Annotated in this window: 17 protein-coding genes and 1 pseudogene; 11 read left to right on the forward strand and 7 right to left on the reverse strand. The window is 65.3% G+C overall.

Features of this window, described 5'->3' with window-relative positions; translation table 11 throughout:
• Window positions 1-43: 43 nt before the first annotated feature.
• Window positions 44-766: a TetR/AcrR family transcriptional regulator gene (locus tag CWS39_RS24765; RefSeq protein WP_199178300.1), complete on the reverse strand. Its 723-nt coding sequence runs from the start codon at window positions 764-766 to the stop codon at window positions 44-46.
• 209 nt (window positions 767-975) lie between these two features.
• Between CWS39_RS24765 and CWS39_RS24770 the strand changes: the two genes are divergently transcribed.
• From CWS39_RS24770 to CWS39_RS24810, 9 genes and pseudogenes are all read left to right on the forward strand, one after another.
• A complete protein-coding gene (locus CWS39_RS24770; protein WP_102145540.1) occupies window positions 976-1,737 on the forward strand; it encodes a crotonase/enoyl-CoA hydratase family protein in 762 nt (253 codons plus the stop codon).
• Window positions 1,738-1,747: 10 nt separating this feature from the next.
• A complete protein-coding gene (locus tag CWS39_RS24775; protein WP_102145541.1) occupies window positions 1,748-2,545 on the forward strand; it encodes an SDR family NAD(P)-dependent oxidoreductase in 798 nt (265 codons plus the stop codon).
• 9 nt (window positions 2,546-2,554) lie between these two features.
• A pseudogene (locus tag CWS39_RS24780) lies at window positions 2,555-3,017 on the forward strand (dihydrodipicolinate synthase family protein); the annotation flags it as partial.
• 185 nt (window positions 3,018-3,202) lie between these two features.
• Complete coding sequence (locus tag CWS39_RS24785) at window positions 3,203-4,072, forward strand: enoyl-CoA hydratase (protein WP_102145542.1); 870 nt, start codon at window positions 3,203-3,205, stop codon at window positions 4,070-4,072.
• The gene (locus CWS39_RS24790; protein ID WP_102145543.1) at window positions 4,069-5,274 is read left to right on the forward strand and encodes an amidohydrolase family protein; all 1,206 of its coding nucleotides are present in this window, start codon (window positions 4,069-4,071) and stop codon (window positions 5,272-5,274) included. Before CWS39_RS24785 ends, CWS39_RS24790 begins: the two co-directional genes overlap by 4 nt.
• Window positions 5,274-6,890 (forward strand): acyl-CoA synthetase, encoded by a 1,617-nt coding sequence (locus CWS39_RS24795; protein ID WP_102145544.1) that lies wholly within the window; start codon window positions 5,274-5,276, stop codon window positions 6,888-6,890. The genes CWS39_RS24790 and CWS39_RS24795 overlap by 1 nt, the downstream gene beginning before the upstream one ends.
• On the forward strand, window positions 6,887-7,726 hold the full coding sequence (locus tag CWS39_RS24800) for an amidohydrolase family protein (protein ID WP_102145545.1): 840 nt from the start codon (window positions 6,887-6,889) through the stop codon (window positions 7,724-7,726). The genes CWS39_RS24795 and CWS39_RS24800 overlap by 4 nt, the downstream gene beginning before the upstream one ends.
• A 3-nt stretch (window positions 7,727-7,729) precedes the next feature.
• Window positions 7,730-8,767 (forward strand): acyl-CoA dehydrogenase family protein, encoded by a 1,038-nt coding sequence (locus CWS39_RS24805; protein WP_102145546.1) that lies wholly within the window; start codon window positions 7,730-7,732, stop codon window positions 8,765-8,767.
• Entirely contained in the window at window positions 8,767-9,960 is a 1,194-nt protein-coding gene (locus CWS39_RS24810; RefSeq protein ID WP_102145547.1) for an acyl-CoA dehydrogenase family protein, read from the forward strand. Before CWS39_RS24805 ends, CWS39_RS24810 begins: the two co-directional genes overlap by 1 nt.
• On the opposite strand, the gene CWS39_RS24815 is transcribed toward CWS39_RS24810, so the two are convergent.
• On the reverse strand, window positions 9,930-12,266 hold the full coding sequence (locus CWS39_RS24815) for an MMPL family transporter (protein ID WP_102145548.1): 2,337 nt from the start codon (window positions 12,264-12,266) through the stop codon (window positions 9,930-9,932). The two genes, CWS39_RS24810 and CWS39_RS24815, sit on opposite strands and share 31 nt — an antisense overlap.
• Before the next feature lie 105 nt (window positions 12,267-12,371).
• Between CWS39_RS24815 and CWS39_RS24820 the strand changes: the two genes are divergently transcribed.
• On the forward strand, window positions 12,372-12,956 hold the full coding sequence (locus CWS39_RS24820) for a TetR/AcrR family transcriptional regulator (RefSeq protein ID WP_102145549.1): 585 nt from the start codon (window positions 12,372-12,374) through the stop codon (window positions 12,954-12,956).
• Between the two features lie 6 nt (window positions 12,957-12,962).
• Here CWS39_RS24820 and CWS39_RS24825 read toward each other — a convergent pair whose 3' ends face one another.
• The 3 genes from CWS39_RS24825 to CWS39_RS24835 all read right to left on the reverse strand — a co-directional run bounded on the left by CWS39_RS24825 (window position 12,963) and on the right by CWS39_RS24835 (window position 15,864).
• Window positions 12,963-14,111 carry a thiolase family protein gene (locus tag CWS39_RS24825; protein WP_102145550.1) on the reverse strand — a complete coding sequence of 383 codons (1,149 nt, stop codon included), beginning with the start codon at window positions 14,109-14,111 and terminating at the stop codon, window positions 12,963-12,965.
• Between the two features lie 71 nt (window positions 14,112-14,182).
• Window positions 14,183-14,557 carry an NYN domain-containing protein gene (locus CWS39_RS24830; RefSeq protein ID WP_102145551.1) on the reverse strand — a complete coding sequence of 125 codons (375 nt, stop codon included), beginning with the start codon at window positions 14,555-14,557 and terminating at the stop codon, window positions 14,183-14,185.
• A gap of 95 nt (window positions 14,558-14,652) precedes the next feature.
• Complete coding sequence (locus CWS39_RS24835; protein ID WP_102145564.1) at window positions 14,653-15,864, reverse strand: CaiB/BaiF CoA transferase family protein; 1,212 nt, start codon at window positions 15,862-15,864, stop codon at window positions 14,653-14,655.
• 178 nt (window positions 15,865-16,042) lie between these two features.
• Between CWS39_RS24835 and CWS39_RS24840 the strand changes: the two genes are divergently transcribed.
• A complete protein-coding gene (locus tag CWS39_RS24840; RefSeq protein ID WP_102145565.1) occupies window positions 16,043-17,503 on the forward strand; it encodes an aldehyde dehydrogenase family protein in 1,461 nt (486 codons plus the stop codon).
• Window positions 17,504-17,570: 67 nt separating this feature from the next.
• Here CWS39_RS24840 and CWS39_RS24845 read toward each other — a convergent pair whose 3' ends face one another.
• Together CWS39_RS24845 and CWS39_RS24850 are read right to left on the reverse strand one after the other, a co-directional pair.
• On the reverse strand, window positions 17,571-18,752 hold the full coding sequence (locus tag CWS39_RS24845) for a cytochrome P450 (RefSeq protein ID WP_431306185.1): 1,182 nt from the start codon (window positions 18,750-18,752) through the stop codon (window positions 17,571-17,573).
• A 97-nt stretch (window positions 18,753-18,849) separates the two neighbouring features.
• A complete protein-coding gene (locus tag CWS39_RS24850) occupies window positions 18,850-19,629 on the reverse strand; it encodes a coniferyl-alcohol dehydrogenase (protein ID WP_102145553.1) in 780 nt (259 codons plus the stop codon).
• Between the last annotated feature and the right edge of the window lie 47 nt (window positions 19,630-19,676).

Below are 19,676 nucleotides of genomic sequence, written 5' to 3' on the forward strand. Positions count from 1 at the left end.
ACATTTCGCAACAGCCCGCTGAGCGCGACCCAGCGCGCCGAAATCACGACTTGCGGGCGATCAGCCGTTCCGCGTGGTCGAGGATGCACTCCAGGCCGTACTCGAAATTCTTCTCGTCGGCCGCCGCGATGCGGTGACCCTTTTCGGTCACTTGCGCCAGTAGTGGCGCGCTCTCGGGGTCGATGACGAAGCCCTCTTCGAAGTCGGCCGGCCCGTTATCGGCTGCCGCGCGGTTCTTTTCGTGCAACCGGTGTAACACCACGGATCCGCGGACGTGCACCGACACCGCCGAATACGTGTCGAATGCATCCTCGGGTGACAGCCCCGCCTCGACGAGGCTGGCGATCGCCTTCTCCATCTCCTGCACACCTGCGCGCGCCGCGCGTGGGCTCAGCGCCGACCGAATGAGAATCAGGTCGGTCAGAATCGGGCTGCCCAGGAACGTCTTTCGCATGGTGCGGGCATGATTGCGCAGTGTTTCACGCCAGTCCTTGGCTTCGACATAGGGCGTGGCGAAGACGTACTGGCGCAGCGCGCGGTCCGTCATCGCGTTGAGCAGATCGTCCTTCTTGCGGAAGTACCAGTAGATGCTCGTCACACCGACGCCGAGGTGCTTGCCGAGCAACGGCATGCTCAAGTTGTCGATGCCCACCTCTTCGGCGAGCTCGAAGGCGCCCTTGATGATGTCCTGGGGATTGATGGACCCGCGTTCGCGTCGCTGACGCTTCTCGGCGGTTGCTTGCTTGGCCACTGCGGGCACCTCCATCTGTTCCCCGGGCTTCGGGGTCCGGCGTAGTCGAATTTACCGTCGGCGAGCCTCTGAACTGCGCCTTTGCCTGCGTGTCGCCCGACGGTCGTTACTGTTAACCTTACCGGGCGCCATCCGATCGTCAGGGCGTCGTGGTTTCACTCTTCTACTGTAAGACATATAGTAACGTTTTCTGGCGATTGCCGGTGCGAAGCGAAGGGACAGCGGTGTCGGAGGTAGTTCTGCGGGAGCGCCAGGGGCGCACCCTCATCATCACGATCAATCGGCCGGAAGCGCGCAACGCTTTCAACCTGGCGGTGTGCCAAGGTCTTGCCGACGCCATCGACGAACTCGACGGCAGCCCCGAGCTCTCCGTCGCGATCCTCACCGGGGCCGGCGGAAACTTCTGTGCGGGCATGGACCTCAAGGCCTTTGCGGCCGGTGAGGTGCCCCATGTGCCCGGCCGCGGGATCGGCTTCACCGAACAGCCGCCGCGCAAGCCACTCATCGCCGCCGTCGAGGGCTACGCGTTGGCCGGCGGTACCGAACTCGTGCTCGCCACCGATCTGATCGTGGCATCGAAACAGGCCAAGTTCGGCATCCCCGAGGTCAAACGCGGCCTGGTCGCCGCGGGCGGCGGCCTGCTGCGGCTGCCGCGTCGCATCCCGTACCAGAAAGCACTCGAATTGGCGCTCACCGGTGACAATTTCACCGCCGAAGAGGCCGCGGCGTGGGGCTTCGTGAACAAGCTGACCGAGCCGGGCAAGGCGCTCGAGGGCGCGCTCGAACTGGCCGAGCGCATCACCGCCAACGGACCGCTCGCGGTGGCGGTGACCAAGGAGATTATCGTCAAGTCCGCCGAGTGGTCCGAGGCGGACATGTGGAAGAAGCAGTCGGAGTTGATCATGCCGGTGTTCAACTCCAACGACGCCAAAGAGGGCGCGATCGCGTTCGCCGAGAAGCGCGCCCCCAACTGGACCGGAACCTGACACTCCCGCTGTGGATCTCGGATTCGCCGACGCGACGGCCGTGGTGGTCGGCGGCGGTCGTGGCATGGGACTCGCCGCGGCCCGCTGCCTCGCCGACGACGGCGCCAAGGTGGCCATCGTCGGCCGTACGCAACGAGTTCTCGACGAAGCCGCGGCGGATCTGGCACGACGAGGCAGCCCCGACGCGCTCGGACTGGTAGCCGACACCGGCGACGCCGATGCGGTTCAGGGCGTCTTCGACCAACTCGGCGAGCGCTGGAACGGCGAGCTCAACGTGCTCATCAACGCCGTCGGCCCGAGCACCCAGGGCACGTTCGAACAACTCAGCGACGACCAGTGGCGCCAGGCGTTCGATGACGGCGTGATGGGCATGGTGCACTGTGTCCGCTCCGCGCTTCCGCTACTGCGGCAGGCGCAGTGGGCGCGCATCGTCAACTTCTCGGCGCATTCCACCCAGCGCCAGACCATCATCCTGCCCGCCTACACGGCGGCGAAGGCTGCGGTGACGAGCATTTCGAAGAACTTGTCGCTACTGCTGGCGCCCGACGAGATCATGGTCAACGTGGTCTCGCCCGGAAGCATTGCCTCGGAGGCGCTTCGCGGCTGGGCCGAGTCAGTGGGTGTCGACGGCAGCGATCCCTATGCGCTGATGGCCGCCATCGACAAGCACTTCGGGCACCCGGCGCATCTGCCGCGGGCCGGGCTGCCCGACGAGATCGGTCCCGTCGTGGCGTTTCTTGCCTCGAAACGCAATTCGTACATGACGGGCGCGAACGTCAACGTCGACGGAGGCAGCGACTTCACCTAGGAAGGCGCCATGGCAACGGCGAACGAGGCCTGGTCCTGGGCCCGCACTGCACTGCGCGGAATCGGCGACTCCCTCTACACGCCGTTCTGCGGCGTCGACGGGGACGACATCGACTGGGACGCGTACCGCACCTTGGTGCGCTACTGCGTCGGGGAACTGCGTCAGCCCTTGCTGTGGTGCACCAGCGGCATCGCCGAGTTCTGGGCGCTGACCATCGACGAGCGAAAGCGCTTGCTGGAAGTCGCGATTGAAGAAGGACGAGCCGCCAATCCCGACGTCGTCGTGCAGGCCTGCACCGCCGCGGTGTCGGCCAAGGACTGCCTGGAGCTGACCCGGCACGCGCAGGTGACGGGCGCCGACATTGTCTACATCCAGACGCCGATGATGGAGGCCCATGGCGGCGAGGGGGTGCGCCAGCCGGCTGCTGCATGAGCTGGCGCCCGGGCTGGTGACCTGGGAATGCGACAAGACGGCCATCCCGATTCCCGGCCACCGCAAGCGCAACTGCCGCCCGATGCGAAAGCTCAGATCGAGGCCGCCTATCGCCGACTCGGACTGATGGGCTGATTGAGCCGCGACCCGTTGCGGAATACGCTACCGATAGGTGTACAGTATGTGCATACATCGAGCTTGTCGCCGGGTGAGGAGAGCTGTCGGGTGAGCGTTGAAGGCCGCGTCGTCGAACCCGCAGCGGCGGAGTCAGCCGACGCCGTCCTCTACGACGCCCTCGACACCGGCGTGGCGGTACTGACCTTCAATCGGCCCGAGCGGATGAACGCATGGGGTGGCGGTCTGGCGGCGGCGTTTTACGCGTGCATCGACCGGGCCGAGGCCGATCCGGCGGTGCGCGCCATCGTCGTCACCGGCCGCGGGCGAGCCTTCTGCGCCGGGGCCGACATGGGGAATCTGTCCACGATCGGCAGCGCCAGCATCGACAGCGCGGGCAATGCGGATATGGACCAGCTGGTCGGGGAGCGCCATCCACATTTCGTGACCTCGTTGCGCAAACCCGTCATCGCGGCCATCAACGGCGCCTGCGCGGGGTACGGGCTCACGCAGGCCTTGATGTGCGACGTCCGGTTCGCCGCGGCGGGAGCCAAATTCACCACCTCGTTCGCCCGCCGCGGACTCATCGCCGAATACGGCATCTCCTGGATCCTGCCGCGCGTGGTGGGTTGGAGCGCGGCTCTGGACCTGCTGCTGTCGGGCCGCGTGTTCTACGCCGAGGAGGCGGCCGAGCTCGGCATGGTCAAGGAAGTGGTAGTACCCGACGAGTTGCTCTCGCGCGCAATCGAATACGCCGAAGACATCGCCGCCAATTGCGCACCCAGCTCGCTCGCGGTGATCAAACAGCAGCTGTACGCCGACGCGATGCGAGATGTGGTCCACGCGAGCGCCGTCGCCGAGAAGCTCATGCACGAGTCGATGCAACGCCCCGACTTCATCGAAGGCATCACCAGCTTCTTCGAGAAGCGCCCGCCGAACTTCCCGCCGGCCAACGGACCTGCGAAAGGACACGACCAATGACCCTCGATTACAAGGCGATTGACGTCGACAACCACTACTACGAACCGCTGGACGCCTTCACCAGGCACCTACCCAAGGAGTTCAAACGCCGTGGCGTGCAGATGCTCACCGACGGCAAACGCACCTTCGCGCTGATGGGCGAGCGGGTGAACCACTTCATCCCGAACCCGACGTTCGACCCGATCATCGAACCCGGATGCCTGGATCTGCTGTTCCGCGGCGAAATTCCCGAAGGCGTCGACCCCGCGTCACTGATGAAGGTCGACCGCCTGTCGAATCACCCCGAATACCAGAACCGCGATGCCCGGGTGAAGATCCTGGACAAGCAGAACCTCGAGACGGTGTTCATGCTGCCCACGTTTGCCTGCGGCGTCGAGGAAGGTCTCAAGCACGATATCGAGGCGACGATGGCGTCGCTGCACGCCTTCAACCTGTGGCTCGACGAGGATTGGGGATTCGACCGCCCGGACGGCCGGATCATCTCTGCGCCGATCATCTCACTGGCTGACCCCGAAAAGGCCGTCGAGGAGGTCGAATTCGTGCTGGACCGGGGCGCGAAGATGGTGCTGGTGCGCCCTGCGCCGGTGCCGGGCGTGGTCAAGCCGCGCTCGCTGGGCGATCCGGTGCACGACCCGGTGTGGGCCCGGCTGGCCGAAGCCGGCGTGCCGGTGGGCTTCCACCTATCCGACAGCGGATATCTGGCGATCGCGGCGCTGTGGGGCGGCAAGTCCACGTTCGAGGGGTTCGGCAAGAAGGATCCGCTCGACCAAGTTCTGCTCGACGACAGGGCAATTCACGACACCATGGCATCGATGATCGTGCACCAGGTGTTCACCCGTCATCCGAAGCTGAAGGTCGCCAGCATCGAGAACGGCTCGTACTTCGTCTACCGGTTGATCAAGCGGTTGAAGAAGGCCGCCAACACCGCCCCGTATCACTTCAAGGAAGATCCGGTCGAGCAGCTGCGCAACAACGTCTGGATCGCACCGTATTACGAGGACGACGTGAAGTTGCTCGCGGAGACCATCGGCGTCGACAAGATCTTGTTCGGGTCGGACTGGCCGCACGGTGAAGGGCTTGCGGACCCGATGGCATTCACCGCAGACATTCCACAGTTCCCGGAGTTCAGCGCCGAGGACACGCGGAAGGTCATGCGCGACAATGCTTTGGAGCTGCTCGGCGTCAAGGTGAACGCCGCCTGATGGGTGAATGGACCATCGGCGCCGTTCTGGACGCCATCGCCGACACCATACCGGACCGCACCATGACCGTATGCGGCGACCGGCGCAGCACATTCGGCGAATCTGCGGACCGCACGCGCAAGCTGGCGAACTTCCTCGCGGGTAACGGCCTGGGCGCCCACCGTGAGCGGAATGCCTTGGAGCGCTGGGAGTGTGGCCAAGACCGGGTCGCGCTCATCATGCACAACGATCTCTACCCGGACATGGTGATCGGATGCACCAAGGCGCGAACCGTTCCGGTGAACGTCAACTACCACTACACCCCTCGCGAGATTCAGGAACTGCTCGACTACATCGCGCCGCGGGCGGTCATCTATCACCGCTCGTTGGGTGCGAAGTTCGCCGACGTGCTGCCGCCTGCGAGTGCGGATCTGCTGGTGTCAATCGACGACGGAAGTGCAGCGCCCGAGCTAGCCGGGGCTGTTCGTTTGGAAACCGCTCTGGCGCAGGGCGATACGGAACAGCCGGTGACGCCGTCACCCGATGATCTGCTGATGATCTGCACCGGGGGAACCACCGGCAGGCCGAAAGGTGTGCTGTGGCGGCAGTCCGACATCTACGTCTCGTCGATGGTCGGCGCCGACCACGAATCGGCGAAAGAGATCCAGGACGGTGTGCGCGATGGCGGGGCGTCGTGGTTCGCGGTGTCGCCGTTGATGCATGCAGCCGGGATGTGGACGGCGTTCTCCGCAGTGCTGCACGGCATCCCGGTGGTCCTGTACGACACCGCGAAGAGCCTCGACCCTCGTTTGGTGTGGGAGACCGCCGAGCGCGAGAAGGTCGGGTTGATGACGATGGTGGGCGACGCCTACGCCGGCCCGCTGGTCGAGGAGCTGCAACGCGGCAGCTACGATCTGTACTCGTTGTATGCGATCGGCACTGGTGGCGCCGCGACCAACCCGAAATACCAGCGGGCACTGCTGGAGTTGCTGCCACAGCTCACGCTGATCAACGGGTATGGCTCGTCGGAGACCGGAAATATGGGCTTCGGGCACAGCCAGCGCGGACACCAGACCGACACCTTCACCCTGCGCGAGGGCGGCCTTGTTCTCTCCGAGGACTACACGCGGTTCCTCGAACCCGGCGAACCCGAAGTCGGGTGGGTGGCCCGCGAGGGCCGGATTCCGTTGGGCTACTTCAACGATCCCGACGCGACCCGCAAGACCTTCCCGGACGTGCAGGGCAAACGGGTGGTGATCTCCGGCGACCGGGCCCGCGTCGAACCCGACGGCACGTTGCGGTTGTACGGGCGTGATTCGCTGGTCGTCAACACCGGGGGAGAGAAGGTGTTCGTGGAGGAAGTCGAGGAAGTGCTGCGGGCCCACCCGGCGATCGCCGATGCGCTGGTGGTCGGACGTCCCAGTGAGCGCTGGGGCGAAGAACTGGTCGCGCTCGTGGCGCTGCGGGACGGAACAGATGCCGGCCACGAGCCTTTGTACGACCATTGCACGTCGCAGCTGGCGCGGTTCAAGGCGCCGAAGGAGTTCATCGTCGTCGACCACGTGCGTCGGCTCGGCAATGGCAAAGCGGACTACCGCTGGGCGAAAACCACTGCGACACAGCGGGCGATGGCATGACCACCAAAGCGATCGATTGCCTCGTCAACGTGCACTTCGGGGAGACCGAGAAGCAGCCGACGTGGATGCTCAAGGTGCGCGATGACTACTTCAAGGGACCGCAGTCGATGTTCGCGCCCGTCGACCTCTCGGAACTGCTCGACGAAATGGACGAGCAGGGCGTCGAGAAGGCGATCTTGATGGACAACATCACCAAACCGTCGGTGACGGCGCGAAAGTTCGTCGAGGCCAAGCCCGAACGGTTCGCGCTGGCGATGGGCGGGGTGAACCTGCTGCGCCCGATGCCGTCGCTGCGTGAACTCAGCGCCGTCGTCAACGATCTACCGGTCGCGTACGCCTGTGTGGGCCCGAGCTTTTGGGGTGACGGGCAGTATCCGCCCAGCGACGCCGTCTATTACCCGCTGTACACCAAATGCGCCGAATTGGAACTGCCGCTGTGTATCAACACCGGCATTCCCGGCCCGCCGATTCCCGGCGAAGTGCAGAACCCGATTCACCTCGACCGGGTGTGCGTTCGCTTCCCCGAGTTGAAGCTGTGCATGATCCACGGCGCAGACCCATGGTGGGACATCGCGATTCGGCTGCTGATCAAGTACGAGAACCTGCGTATCATGACGTCGGCGTGGTCTCCAAAACGGCTGCCGGACAGCCTGCTGCACTACATGCGCACCCGCGGCCCGAACAAGGTGATCTTCGGGTCGGACTGGCCGGTGCTGCGGATGCGACGCGTGGTGCCCGAGGCACTCTCGCTGGATCTGCCGGCCGACGTACTCGACAAGTACCTCTACCAGAACGCGAACGAATTCTTCTTCGGCGGCGAGAACCAGGAGAACTGAGCCATGGACCGGTACGAACTTCGCAGACTGGACTACAGCCTCACCGAAGATCACGAGGCGATCCAGGAGGCGTACAAGCAGTTCTTCAAAACGCATTGCTCGATCGAAACCGTGCGGGCCGCAGAGGCATCCGGATTCGACAAAAGCCTGTGGGAGCGGCTGTGCGCGATGGGCGCGACGACGATGGCGCTGCCTGAACTGGTGGGCGGCGACGGGGCCACACTGGTCGACCTGACCCTGGTGGCCGAGGAGGTCGGGCGGTCTTTGGCGCCGGTGCCGTGGATCGACCACGTGTGCGCCGCCAGGCTTCTCGCGCGGCTCGGCGCGGTGGACTCCGACGTCGTCAATGGCAAGCAGATCGCCGCGCTGGATCCGCAGCACGACAGCGTGAGCGGAACCCGGTTGATCCCAGCCGGATCGGTAGCCGACCAGATCCTCATCCGTGACGGGCAGGACGTGGTGCGATTGACCTTCGCCACCCGCCCGGCCAAGGTCGACAACATCGGCCGGCTCCCGATGGCGTGGGTGGATCCCGCCGCCGACAGCAGAACCGTCGTGGCCAGCGGTGCGAACGCGCTCGCGGAATATCAACGGGCACTGGACGAATGGCGGGTGCTGATGGGGGCGGCGCTGGTGGGTCTTGTGGAGGAGACGATGACCATCGCCGCCGAGTTCGCCAAGACCCGCTACACGCTCGGCGTGCCGATCTCCACGCTGCAGGCCATTTCACATCCGCTGGCCAACATGGCGATCACCGTTCAGGGCGGCCGCAATCTCGCCCGGCGCGCCGCGTGGTTCCTCGACAACGAACCCGACGAGCGACCGGAACTGGCGCCGTCGGCGTTCGTGTTCATGGCCGAGGAGGCCTCCAAGGCCGCGACGATGGCGGTGCACATTCAGGGCGGTCTCGGTGTGTCGGCCGAAGCGGCCGCCACTGCGTACCTGGTGCGTGCGCGCGGCTGGGCGTTGGCCGGTGGTGATCCCGGCGTCAGCGCCAAATACATTGCCGAGATTGTCGCCGCCCGTGAAGGAGCGAAGTGATGGATTTCTCACGAGTCGAACTGTCCGAGGACGACCAGAAGTTCCTCGACGAGGCACGGGCGTTCCTCAAAACGCATGTGACAGAGGAAGTCAAGCGCCGCGACCGCGAGACGGGCGACAACTTCGACGAAGGTGTGCATCTGGCGCTGGGCGCTGCGGGATACCTGGAGAAGGAGTGGAAGCCCGAAGCCGAGGGCGGGTTTTCCCGGGTGCGGCGGCGTATGTGGGAACTCGAGAAGCGACGGGCCCATGTGCCGTGGGTGACGTGGGGCACTACTGCCATGGTGGCCCGCTCCGTCGCGAAGTTCGGCTCACCCGAGCTGCGCGACGAAGTGCTGCCGGGTGTGTTCAGCGGCCACGTCCGGTTGTGCCTGGGATACACCGAGCCCGAGGGCGGTTCCGACGTCGCGACCTGCAAAACCCGCGCGGTTCGCGACGGGGACGACTGGGTGATCAACGGCTCGAAGATGTTCACCACCGGCGCGCACAACTGCCAGTACGTCTTCCTCATCACCAACACCGACCCCGAGGCGCCGAAGCACAAGAGCCTCACCATGTTTCTCGTCCCGCTGAACTTGCCCGGCATCGAGATTCAGGGCATCCGCACCGTCGACGGAGACCGCACCAACATCGTGTACTACAGCGATGTCCGGGTGTCCGACAAGTACCGCCTCGGTGAGGTCAACGGCGGCTGGACGGTGGTGCGCGAGCCGCTCAACGTCGAACACGGCGCGGTGGAGGCGGCCAAAGACGGGCTGCAGGACGTGTCGATCATGATGCACCAGGCGGGATTCATGGCCGACGCGGTCGACAAGGCCGCGGCGAAGGTCACCCAACCCGATCCCGCCGGGCGCCGTCTGATTGACGACGGGTCGGTGTCATATCGATTGGGCCGCAGCGTCGCCCGCATGGAAGCCGCGTTGAGCGCGCCGAGTATCTTCGGCCGCGTCGCGCTTGCCCAGACCATGCGGGACATCTCACCGGATTTGATGGACATCCTGGGCACAGCATCGGCACTGCCGCTCGGTACCGACGGCGCCGCCGATGACGGTGCCGCCGAGTACGTTTACCGCTTCGCGCCACTGGTGGGCATCTACGGCGGCACGCTCGAGGTGTTCCGCAACATGATCGCGCAGTATGTGCTCGGGCTCGGAAAGCCGAACTACTCGCCGCCGGCGACGAAGGCGTCGTAGCGGGTCTGCTGGCCCGCCAGCCGCCGGTTCAGTTGGTCGCCCTCGATATCGAGGTTGGGCAACCGCGCGTCCAGCCGCTTCGGCAGCCACCACGCGCGATCGCCGAGCATTGACATGACGGCCGGGACGACGGCCAACCGGACCACGAACGCGTCGATCATCACACCGAACGCCAATGCGAAGCCCATCTGCTTGATCATCGGATCGGCGTTGAAGACGAAACCGGCGAATACCGCCGTCATGATGACCGCCGCCGCGACGACGACCCTGCTCGCCTGGGAGAACCCGTGCGTCACCGCCGCGTCGCCACGGTGGCCGTGCACGTGTGCCTCCTTCATCGAGGAAACCAGAAACACCTCGTAATCCATTGCCAGGCCATACAACACGCCGATCACGATGATCGGCAACAGACTCAGGATCGGGCCCGTGGCGCTGAGCCCGAACAACTGCTGCAGCCAACCCCACTGGAACACCGCGGTGGTGGCTCCGAAGGTCGCCAACACACTGAGCAGGAATCCGACGGTGGCCTTGACGGGTACTGCGATCGAGCGGAACACCATCAGCAGCACGATGAGCGACAACCCGACGACGACGGAGACGTACAGCGGGACCGCATCGGCCAGCCGGTCGGAGGTGTCGATTCCCATCGCCGTGATGCCGGTGACACCGAGGTCGACGTCGTGCAGGCCGGTCAACGGGCCGGCATGCCCGCGGATGTCACGCACCAGTTGCGCCGTCGCGTCATCGGTCGGCCCGTCGGCGGGAATCACCGAGAACACCGCGAACCGTTCGGTGTCGCTGACCTTTTGCAGCCCCACGGATTCGACGCCGGGCAGGCGCCGCAGATCGTTGTAGGTGTCGACGATGTCGGCGGTGGCCAGTCGCGATCCTCCGTCAGCTGGTTCGGCCACCACCACGAGCGGGCCGTTGTAGCCGTCGCCGTAGTGTTCGGCCACCACATCATAGCTTTCGCGCTGCGGCGTGCCCTGGTTGTAGCTGCCACCGCCGGGTAAGCCGAACGACATGCCGAGGGCCGGTAGCGCCAACAGGGCGGCGACGACGACGCCGGTGATCGCAACGGGCACGCGGTGACGCAGCACGGCACCGACCCACGCGGCGGCGAGCCGGTGATTCGTTGTGCCGGAACCGGATTGGGAGTCTCGCGCCTTGCGCGAGCAGATCCGCTCCCCAACGAGGCCGAGCAGCGCGGGCAGCAATGTGAGCGACGCCAACACTGCGACGACGACGGTGGCCGCAGCCGCCAGCGCCATCGGCGTCAGCAGTGAAATCCCGACCACTGTCAATGCGACGAGTGCGATGACGACCGTCGTGCCGGCGAACACAACCGCGCTTCCTGCGGTTCCGACCGCCCGCGCTGCCGCGTGCGCCGCGGACAGGCCCTGATCGAGGATCAGCCTCCGCTGGCGGTTGACAATGAACATCGCGTAATCGATGCCCACGGCCAGTCCCAGCATCAGCGCCAGCACCACCGTCATGGACTGCATGTCGACCAGATGCGAGAACAGGAATGTGCCGCCCACACCCACGGCGACGGCAGTCAACGCGGTCGCGAGCGGCAACCCCGCCGCGACCAATGAGCCGAGGGTGATGATCAGGACGAGCGCCGCCACCGCGATGCCGATAACCTCACCGACGCCGATGATTTCGGGCATCTGCATCATGCTCGCCGACGGGAGTACCGATATTCCGGTTTGCGCCACCGCGTTTCGCGCTGCGTCGACGGTGTGCTCGACTGTTCCGGCGGGCAGTTCGGTGGTCTGCTTGTCGAACTGGAACTGGTACAGCGCGGCCCCGCCGTCCGCGGAGATCAACACTCCCGGCACCGGCTGCCCGTCGACGACAAGAGGCTGCGGTGCGTCCGGCCGAGGAGGTTCGGTGACCTGAATGCGTGTGATCGCCGCGGAGGCCGCCAACGTGGGGCTGGCGGGGCCCTTGGCGATTTCCTCCTGCGCCAGCGCGCTCGGGTCAAGCACGTGGTCGGCCCTCGACACCGCATCGACGGCGTTGAGCAATGCAGCACGGTTGGCGCCTTGGTCGATGCGCTGGCCGTCGGGCGCGGTGAATGCGATCAACCCCTGGCCGCCGGCGGATTCCGGCATCTGCTCGGCGAGGGCGTCGATGACCTGCTGCGCGGGCGTGCCGTTGATCCGCATCTCGTTGGAGATCTTGGGCGGATTGACGAGAAGCACCCCGGCGACGACCGCGATCAGTCCCAGCCAGAGGCCGATAACCAGCCACGGCCGGCCGAACGCGAAGCGGCCCACTCTGTGGAGAAAAGTCGACATGTAAGTGAGAGTAGGCTCCCAAAATGGGAGTACGCTATCGTTTGTAGCGAACCACACGCCGGTGTACGTAAATGACGCGCGCCACGTCGAGAGTGAGTCAGGCCCGTGCCCACCGCAGATCGTCGCCGCGCCGATGCATTTGCCAACGTGAACCGAATCATCGCGGCCGCGCGCGAAGTGTTCGCCAGCAAAGGTGCCGCCGCCACCCTGAGCCAGGTGGCCGCCCACGCCGGTGTCGGCAACGCCACGCTGTACCGCCATTTTCCCAATCGGCAGAGCCTCGCGGCTGCGGTGTACGAAGACGTCTTCGCCACCGAAGTGGAACCGGCGATCATCTCGCTCATCGAAACCGACGCGCCGCGTGAGGCCTTCATCGATGTCATCGAGAAGATCGCCGACCTGATGTATGCGCAGCGGCCGCTGCTCTCGTCGCTGGATCACCTCGCCGAGCTCACCGCGCGACTGTTCAGCAGCAAGCGAGAGTTACTCGAAGCGCTGGTGAAACACGGTCAATCGGTCGGTGACCTGCGGCCTGATCTGACCGTCGACGATGTGCCCACCTTCGTCGCGATGGTGACCGCGGCCTCCGTCGCGCTGGAGCAACCGCCGGAACTGCGGCGCCGCTATTTGAGCCTCATGCTCGACGCACTCAATCCCGCTGACGCGCAGTCGCTTCCGCCGCTGTCGTGACGCCCGTCAGAGTGTCAAGACCGTGGCGGCGGCGGTGCCGGGCGCGCCGTAGAGCTGGGTGAAGCCGACCTTCGGCTCACCGGGGACCTGGCGGTCGCCGGCCTCGCCGCGGAGTTGGCGGACGATCTCGTGGATCTGCCGCAGGCCCGACGCGCCGATCGGCTCGCCGTTGGCGATCAGCCCGCCGTCTGTGTTGATCGGCATCGAACCGGTGATTTCGGTGGCCCCGTCGGCCAAGAGCTTTTCCTGCTCACCGTCGGCGCAGAAGCCGCACTCGGCCATGTGGATGATCTCCGCGCCGGCGTCGGTATCCTGCAGCTGGATGACGTCGACGTCTTCCGGTGCGACACCGGCCTTTTCGAAAGCGGCTCTGGCGGCATACACGGTCGGCGCCACATCCTCCTCGACGGGCGCGAAGGTGGTGTTGACCTCGTACGCGCCGTAGCGGCGGGTCCGCACCTCGACGGCCCGCAGGTACACCGGCTTTGAGGTGTACCGGTGGGCGATGTCGGCGCGGCACATGACGACTGCCGCGGCGCCTTCGTCGGGCGCGCAGAACATGTACTGCGTCAGCGGGTAGTTCAGCATCGTGGAGTTGAGGATCTGGTCCTCGGGAATGGGCTTGCGCCGGAAGGCATTCGGGTTCAGCACGCCATTGCGGAAGTTCTTGGCCGCGACCTTGGCCAGCGTCTCCTGGCTGATGTTGTGGTCGTGCAGATAGCGGTTGGCCTTCATGCCGAAGAACTGCGTGGTGAGGTACTGCCCGTTCTCGGCGTACCAACTCGGCATGCCGACCAGCGCGGGGTCCTCGGTGAACGCGCCGCGCGGGTGCTTGTCCAGGCCGACAGCAATGCCGATGTCGTAGTCGCCCAGGCGAATTCCGTCGGCGCATGCTTTGGCCGCGCTGGCCGCCGTCGCGCACGCGTTGAACACATTGGTGAACGGGATGCCCGACAGGCCCACCATGCCGACGATCGCGTCGGGGTTCGCCACCGTCCAGCTGCCACCGGTGGCTGCGCCGATGTCTTTCCATTCCGCGCCGGCGTCGGCGACTGCGGCGAAGATCGCGTCGACCCCCATCTGCATCGCCGTCTTGCCTTCGAAGCGGCCGAAGGGGTGCAGGCCCACACCGATGATGGCCACGTCGTTCGTCATCTCCGATGTCCTCTCTGACCGGCGCTCGGTACAGCAACTGTAAACATTACAGTATCGCCGTGGGCAGGCTGTCAGCGCGGGTCGATGAGGTTGCGCAGGCGTTCCGCGGGGTAGGCCGACGCACCCGCCGCCCGGACACGTTCGGCGAGGGCGCGATCTGAGGTTGCGACGCGTATCTGCGCCGGATCGGGGTCGGCCTGCACCAGTCGGACGATTTCATCGTCGGCCGAGTTCGGCGCCGGCGCCGGCGCATGGGCGACGGTGATTGTCGAGGATTCGATCGCCGGCGATGGCGGCTGCTCGAAGACCACCGTCACGTCGGCGCCTTCGTCGGCTGCCCATTCCTCCAGCCGTTCCACCAGTGCGGCCAGCGCGCCACCACGGTCCCGCCACCAGCCGTCCGGGCGGGATCCGATGACGTTCATGCCGTCGACGATCCAGCGCACCCGGCCAACGCTAATCCACCATCGCGAGATTGCGTTCTGGCAGGCCGTTACTCGCAGTTTCGCTACCGGAATGCAATTTCGCGGCAAAGGGGAGGTCAGGCGATGGCGCCCGTGTCCTTGAACTTCTCGATGCGGTCCCAGTCCATGCCGATCTCCATGAGGACCAGCTCCGTGTGTTCGGACGCCTGGGGCGCGCGCGTCGTCTCCACCGGTTCGTGATTGAACTGCACCGGGCCCCGGACGACCTTGAACGGCTTGCCGTCGCTGCCCTCCACTTCGACGATCATGTCGTTGGCGATGGCCTGGTCGTCGGTGGTCAGGTCGATGAAGCTCTGGAACGGCGCCCACTGGCCCTTCATGGTCTTGAGGCGCTGACGCCAGTAATCGAACGGCTTGCTGCGAATCTTGTCTCTGATGAGTTCGGCTGCGGCCGCGGCGTTTTCGATCAACGGCATGACATCGGAGAACCGTGGATCGTCGGCGAGCTCGGGCAGCTCGAGGTGCTCGAATGCGTCGCGAATGTAGCCCGTCGGGCTGACGATGCACAGGTTGATCGTGCCGCCGTCTGAGGTCAGGTAGTTGGCCATGAACGGGTTCACGCTCGGGCCCGCAGCATCCGGCATCAGCGAACGCATCGTCTCACCCGTCTCCATGCCCTGGGTGACGCTGGCGCCGCCCGCCCACCACGCCGTGCTCAGCAGCGACACATCGAGTTCGACGGCCTCGTCGGTGCGTTCGCGGTGAAACAGCGCTGCTGAGATGCCGCCCGCGATGTTCATCCCGCCGATCGAATCGCCGAACGCCGGAATGCCCTGCGACAGAGCGCCTCCCAGCTCCTCGGGCGTCAGCGCGTGGCCCACGCCGCTGCGCGTCCAGAAGGCGGTGCCGTCGAAGCCGCCGACGTCGCGCTCCGGTCCCTTGTCGCCGTACGCGCTGCCGCGCGCGTAGATGATCTTCGGGTTGACCGCGCGGATGTGTTCGATGTCGAACTTGTTCTTCTGGCGCTGCGCGGGCATGTAGTTGGTCAGGAAGACGTCGGCCGTCTTGGCGATCTCGTAGAGGACTTCCTGCCCCTCCGGTTTGGACACGTCGATGCCGACGCTGCGCTTACCCCGGTTGGGATGCTCGATCAACGGATGCCGGTCCGGGTTGAGCGCAAAGCCGCCCATGTTGATGAACCCGCGCTGGGTGTCACCGCGGACAGGGTGTTCGACCTTGATGACGTCGGCGCCCCAGTCGGCGAGTATGGCCCCGGCGGCGGGGACGAACGTGAACTGTGCAACTTCGAGGACTCGAACGCCCTCCATCACCTTGGTCAAGTCAGCCTCTCCCGACGATTGCGCGGTCGGTTCCCAGCGTGCCACGGAATCCGTGAGAAATGCTACTGTAAGGTTTACAGTTGCTGCGTCCGTCACGGAGGAGGAGCATTTGACGGAGACCAGTGTCGAGCTCGGCGAGCGGGCGGCCAAGCGCGCCGAGGCACGAATGCTCATCGACGGCGAGCTCGTCGAGGCGGTGTCGGGAGCCGAGTTCGACAACGTCAGCCCCGCGACCGGCCGCCTGCTTGGGACCACCGCCGCTGCCGGCGCCGAGGACATGTTGCGTGCCATCGCCGCGGCCCGACGGGCTTTCGACAACACCGACTGGTCGGCCAACCGCGAACTGCGCAAGCGTTGTCTGACGCAACTGCAAGCCGCCATCGAGGCCGAATCCGAAGAGCTGCGTGAGGAATTGATCGCCGAAGTCGGCGCTCCGAAGATGACGACCCAGATCGCTCAGCTGGATTGGCCGCTTGCCGATTCGCTGCGCTATCCGACTCGGCTGATCGACGAGTTCGAGTGGGAGCGAGTGCTCGACGGCGGCGGCTTGTTCGGCGATCGCAACAGGCGCACCGTTGTCAAGGAACCCGTCGGCGTCGTCGGCGCGATCACACCGTCGAACTTTCCCATCGAGGTGATCCTCAACAAGCTCGGCCCGGCGCTGGCTGCCGGCAACACCGTCGTGCTCAAACCGGATCCGAATACGCCGTGGAACGCCACCCGGCTGGGTCGGCTGGTCGCCGAGCGCACCGACTTCCCGGCGGGCGTGCTGAACGTCGTCCCCACGCCGGATAACGACGTGGCGCAACTGCTCGCGACCGATCCACGCGTCGACATGATCTCGTTCACCGGATCGACCGCCGTCGGCAAGCAGCTGATGCGGCTCGGCGCCGACACCATGAAGCGGATGTTCCTCGAGCTGGGCGGCAAGTCAGCGCTGATCGTGCTCGACGACGCCAACCCCGCCAAGATCGTTCCCAGCGCCGTCGGGGTGTGCGTGCACGCCGGGCAAGCCTGTGCCGCCACCACCCGCATGCTGGTGCACGAATCACTGTTCGACGAAACGGTTTCCACGGTGACTGCTGTCTTCGCGGGCGTGCCGGTGGGTGATCCGATCGCTCCCGAAACCATCGTCGGCCCATTGATCAGTGCTCGTCAGAAGGAGCGGGTACTCGATGCCTGCGAACAGGCTCGCCGTGACGGCGCCGAAATCACCACCGGCGGGGGATCTTTCGATGATCTGCCGGAGCACCTCCGGGGCGGCCACTTCGTGCAGCCGACGGTGATCGTCGGCGTCGACAACAGCGCGCGCATCGCGCAGGAGGAAATCTTCGGGCCGGTGTTGGTGATGCTGCCGTTCGCCGACGACGATGAGGCGGTCCGGCTCGCCAACGACAGCGCGTTCGGTCTTGCGGGCGCGGTGCTGTCGGGCTCATACGAGCGCGGGATGAACATCGCGCGCCGCGTTCGCACCGGGGCGTTCGGCGTGAACGGCGGTATGTACTACGGGGCTGATGCGCCGTACGGCGGCTACAAGAACAGTGGCGTCGGCAGGCAGTGCGGCATCGAAGGCTTTGCGCAGTACCTCGAAACGAAGACCATCGGCAGTCGACCGCCCCGCCCGTGATCCCAGCGAGCAGACGGAAAACTGCCTCATTTGACCGAATTTTGGGCAGTTTTGCGTCTCGCGGGCCTTAGGTGACCGCGTCGAACGTCACTGGTAGCGCTTTGGGGGAGCGGAACGGCTGACCCCAGATATGCGGATCGTCGTCGGTGACGAGCGTGATGTTGGTCAGCCGGTCGAACAGGCACTCGAGCGCGACGCGGGTTTCCATGCGCGCCAGGTGCAATCCCATGCAGGTGTGCTCGCCGGCGGCAAAGGTGATGTGGGGGATGCGTTTACGGAAGATGTCGAACTCCTCGGAGCGTTCCCAGCGGTTTTCGTCTCGGTTCGCCGATCCGATGCACACGTCGATCACCGAACCCGCCGGAATATGCACGCCTTCCAGTTCGGTCGCTTCGGTCGCATACCGCTGCACGGTGGTCAGCGGTGTCTCGTACCGCAGCCCCTCCTCGATCGCAGGGGCAATCAACTCGCGATCGGCCTGCAGCGCGTCGAACTGGTCGCGGTGGCTCAGCAGCAAGAACAACAGATTGCCCGACGACCGGTACGTGGTTTCCAGCCCGGCGGGCAGCAGCAGTCGCAGGAACGAGTAAATGGCTTCGTCGCTGAGCTTTTCACCGTCGATCTCCGCGGTGACGAGGTCGCCGATGATGTCGTCGGTCGGGTTGGACCGACGTTGATCGATCTGCGCCAGAAAGTAGTCCTTCAGTGCCGCCGACGCTTCGAACGCCCGCGTGTACTTCACGGTGTAACTGATCAACTCCACGGCGCGCTGGCGGAACCACGGCAGGTCCTCTTCCGGCAGGCCCAACAGCTTCGAGATGACGCGGGTGGGGAACTCGAAGGTGAAATCGCGGACCAGATCGGCTTCGCCGGCGGCGATGAAGTCGTCGATGAGTGCGTTGACGACCGGCCGGACGATCTCCGGTTCCCACCGCAACAGCGACTTGTGCTTGAACGCCGACGACACCAGGTTGCGATGGTCGCGGTGCGGCTTGCCCTCCATCGCCAGGATGGTCGGGCCGATGAACAGCCCGATGGTGCTGTCGTAGATCTTGGAGTTGAACACCTTGCTGTCGCGAAACACTCGATTGACCGCGTCGAAGGACACCGCGGCGTACAGATGCTCCGGCTTGAGCGAATCCGGCGTCTTGGACCAGTCCATCACGGAGCCGCGGAATACGCCTGAGTCCCTGCGCTTCTGGGCGAGCAGGGGATAGGGGTCCCGCAGTAAATCGAAAGATTCGTCCATCGCCACGACTTGGCTATCCACGGTTGCTCCCCAGCATCATCGAACGATAATACTGTAAATATTACAGTATAGGCTATCAGCTACGGAACGCGGCGTCTTACAGCGCGATTGGTGTCCCTGCGGTCAGTGACGCGATGTAGCCCGCGTCGGCCTGGATGTCCTGCCCGTTGATCCAGCGGGCCTGCGGCGAGCCGAGAAAGTCGATCAACGGCACCACGTCGTCGACGGTGCCGTGCCTGCCGACGGTCGACCGCACCGCGTCGAGAATCTCTTTGCCCATGGACTTTTCGAAGTCGGTCAGAATCGGGGTTTCGATCGGGCCGGGGCTGACGGTGTTGATCCGCACGCCGTACTTCGCCCAGGCCGGTCCCGCCAACCGCTTGGCGTAGAGGATCACCGCCTGTTTCGACGTGCTGTAGACGGGATAGTTCGGATCCTGCCCGGCCTGCCAGCGCTCAACGGCGTCGCCGTCGGTGGCCTCGAGCAGCCCCGCCAGGATGTCGACCCGCTGCTCCCAGCCGACCGCGGCCGTCGACGCCACCGCGACGATCGAGCCACCTGGCCGCATCCGCGGCAGCATGCCTTCGGTCATCAGGCGCATGCCGAGGTAGTTGACCTTGAGGACATCGGCGGCGGGCCACGTACCCGGAATCCCGGCCACATGGGCGAGCATGTCCCAGCCGTCGCCGAGCTCACCGAGCAACCCGTCGATCGACGCCGGATCGCGCAGGTCACACGACAAGTGCCGGGAGGCCGGCGTCTCGTTGGCCCGGACATCCACCGCCACCACGAAATCTCCGCGGTTGTGGAAGTGGGCCGCGGTTGCGGCTCCGATGCCCGAACCCGCTCCGACCACCACGATTCTGCATTTGTCCATGTGTAGGACCCTTCCATCGAATGACCGACAGTAAGCACGACTGTAAC

This window comes from Mycobacterium hubeiense, from assembly GCF_002838065.1.
GTDB lineage: Bacteria > Actinomycetota > Actinomycetes > Mycobacteriales > Mycobacteriaceae > Mycobacterium > Mycobacterium hubeiense.

Excerpts from the sequence above, each read along its gene's own strand:
- CWS39_RS24765 (WP_199178300.1), bottom strand. The coding sequence starts at position 766 with ATGGAGGTGCCCGCAGTGGCCAAGCAAGCAACCGCCGAGAAGCGTCAG.
- CWS39_RS24790 (WP_102145543.1), top strand. The coding sequence starts at position 4,069 with ATGACCCTCGATTACAAGGCGATTGACGTCGACAACCACTACTACGAA.
- CWS39_RS24795 (WP_102145544.1), top strand. The coding sequence starts at position 5,274 with ATGGGTGAATGGACCATCGGCGCCGTTCTGGACGCCATCGCCGACACC.
- CWS39_RS24800 (WP_102145545.1), top strand. The coding sequence starts at position 6,887 with ATGACCACCAAAGCGATCGATTGCCTCGTCAACGTGCACTTCGGGGAG.
- CWS39_RS24805 (WP_102145546.1), top strand. The coding sequence starts at position 7,730 with ATGGACCGGTACGAACTTCGCAGACTGGACTACAGCCTCACCGAAGAT.
- CWS39_RS24810 (WP_102145547.1), top strand. The coding sequence starts at position 8,767 with ATGGATTTCTCACGAGTCGAACTGTCCGAGGACGACCAGAAGTTCCTC.
- CWS39_RS24815 (WP_102145548.1), bottom strand. The coding sequence starts at position 12,266 with ATGTCGACTTTTCTCCACAGAGTGGGCCGCTTCGCGTTCGGCCGGCCG.
- CWS39_RS24825 (WP_102145550.1), bottom strand. The coding sequence starts at position 14,111 with ATGACGAACGACGTGGCCATCATCGGTGTGGGCCTGCACCCCTTCGGC.
- CWS39_RS24835 (WP_102145564.1), bottom strand. The coding sequence starts at position 15,864 with ATGGAGGGCGTTCGAGTCCTCGAAGTTGCACAGTTCACGTTCGTCCCC.
- CWS39_RS24840 (WP_102145565.1), top strand. The coding sequence starts at position 16,043 with ATGCTCATCGACGGCGAGCTCGTCGAGGCGGTGTCGGGAGCCGAGTTC.
- CWS39_RS24845 (WP_431306185.1), bottom strand. The coding sequence starts at position 18,752 with ATGGACGAATCTTTCGATTTACTGCGGGACCCCTATCCCCTGCTCGCC.
- CWS39_RS24850 (WP_102145553.1), bottom strand. The coding sequence starts at position 19,629 with ATGGACAAATGCAGAATCGTGGTGGTCGGAGCGGGTTCGGGCATCGGA.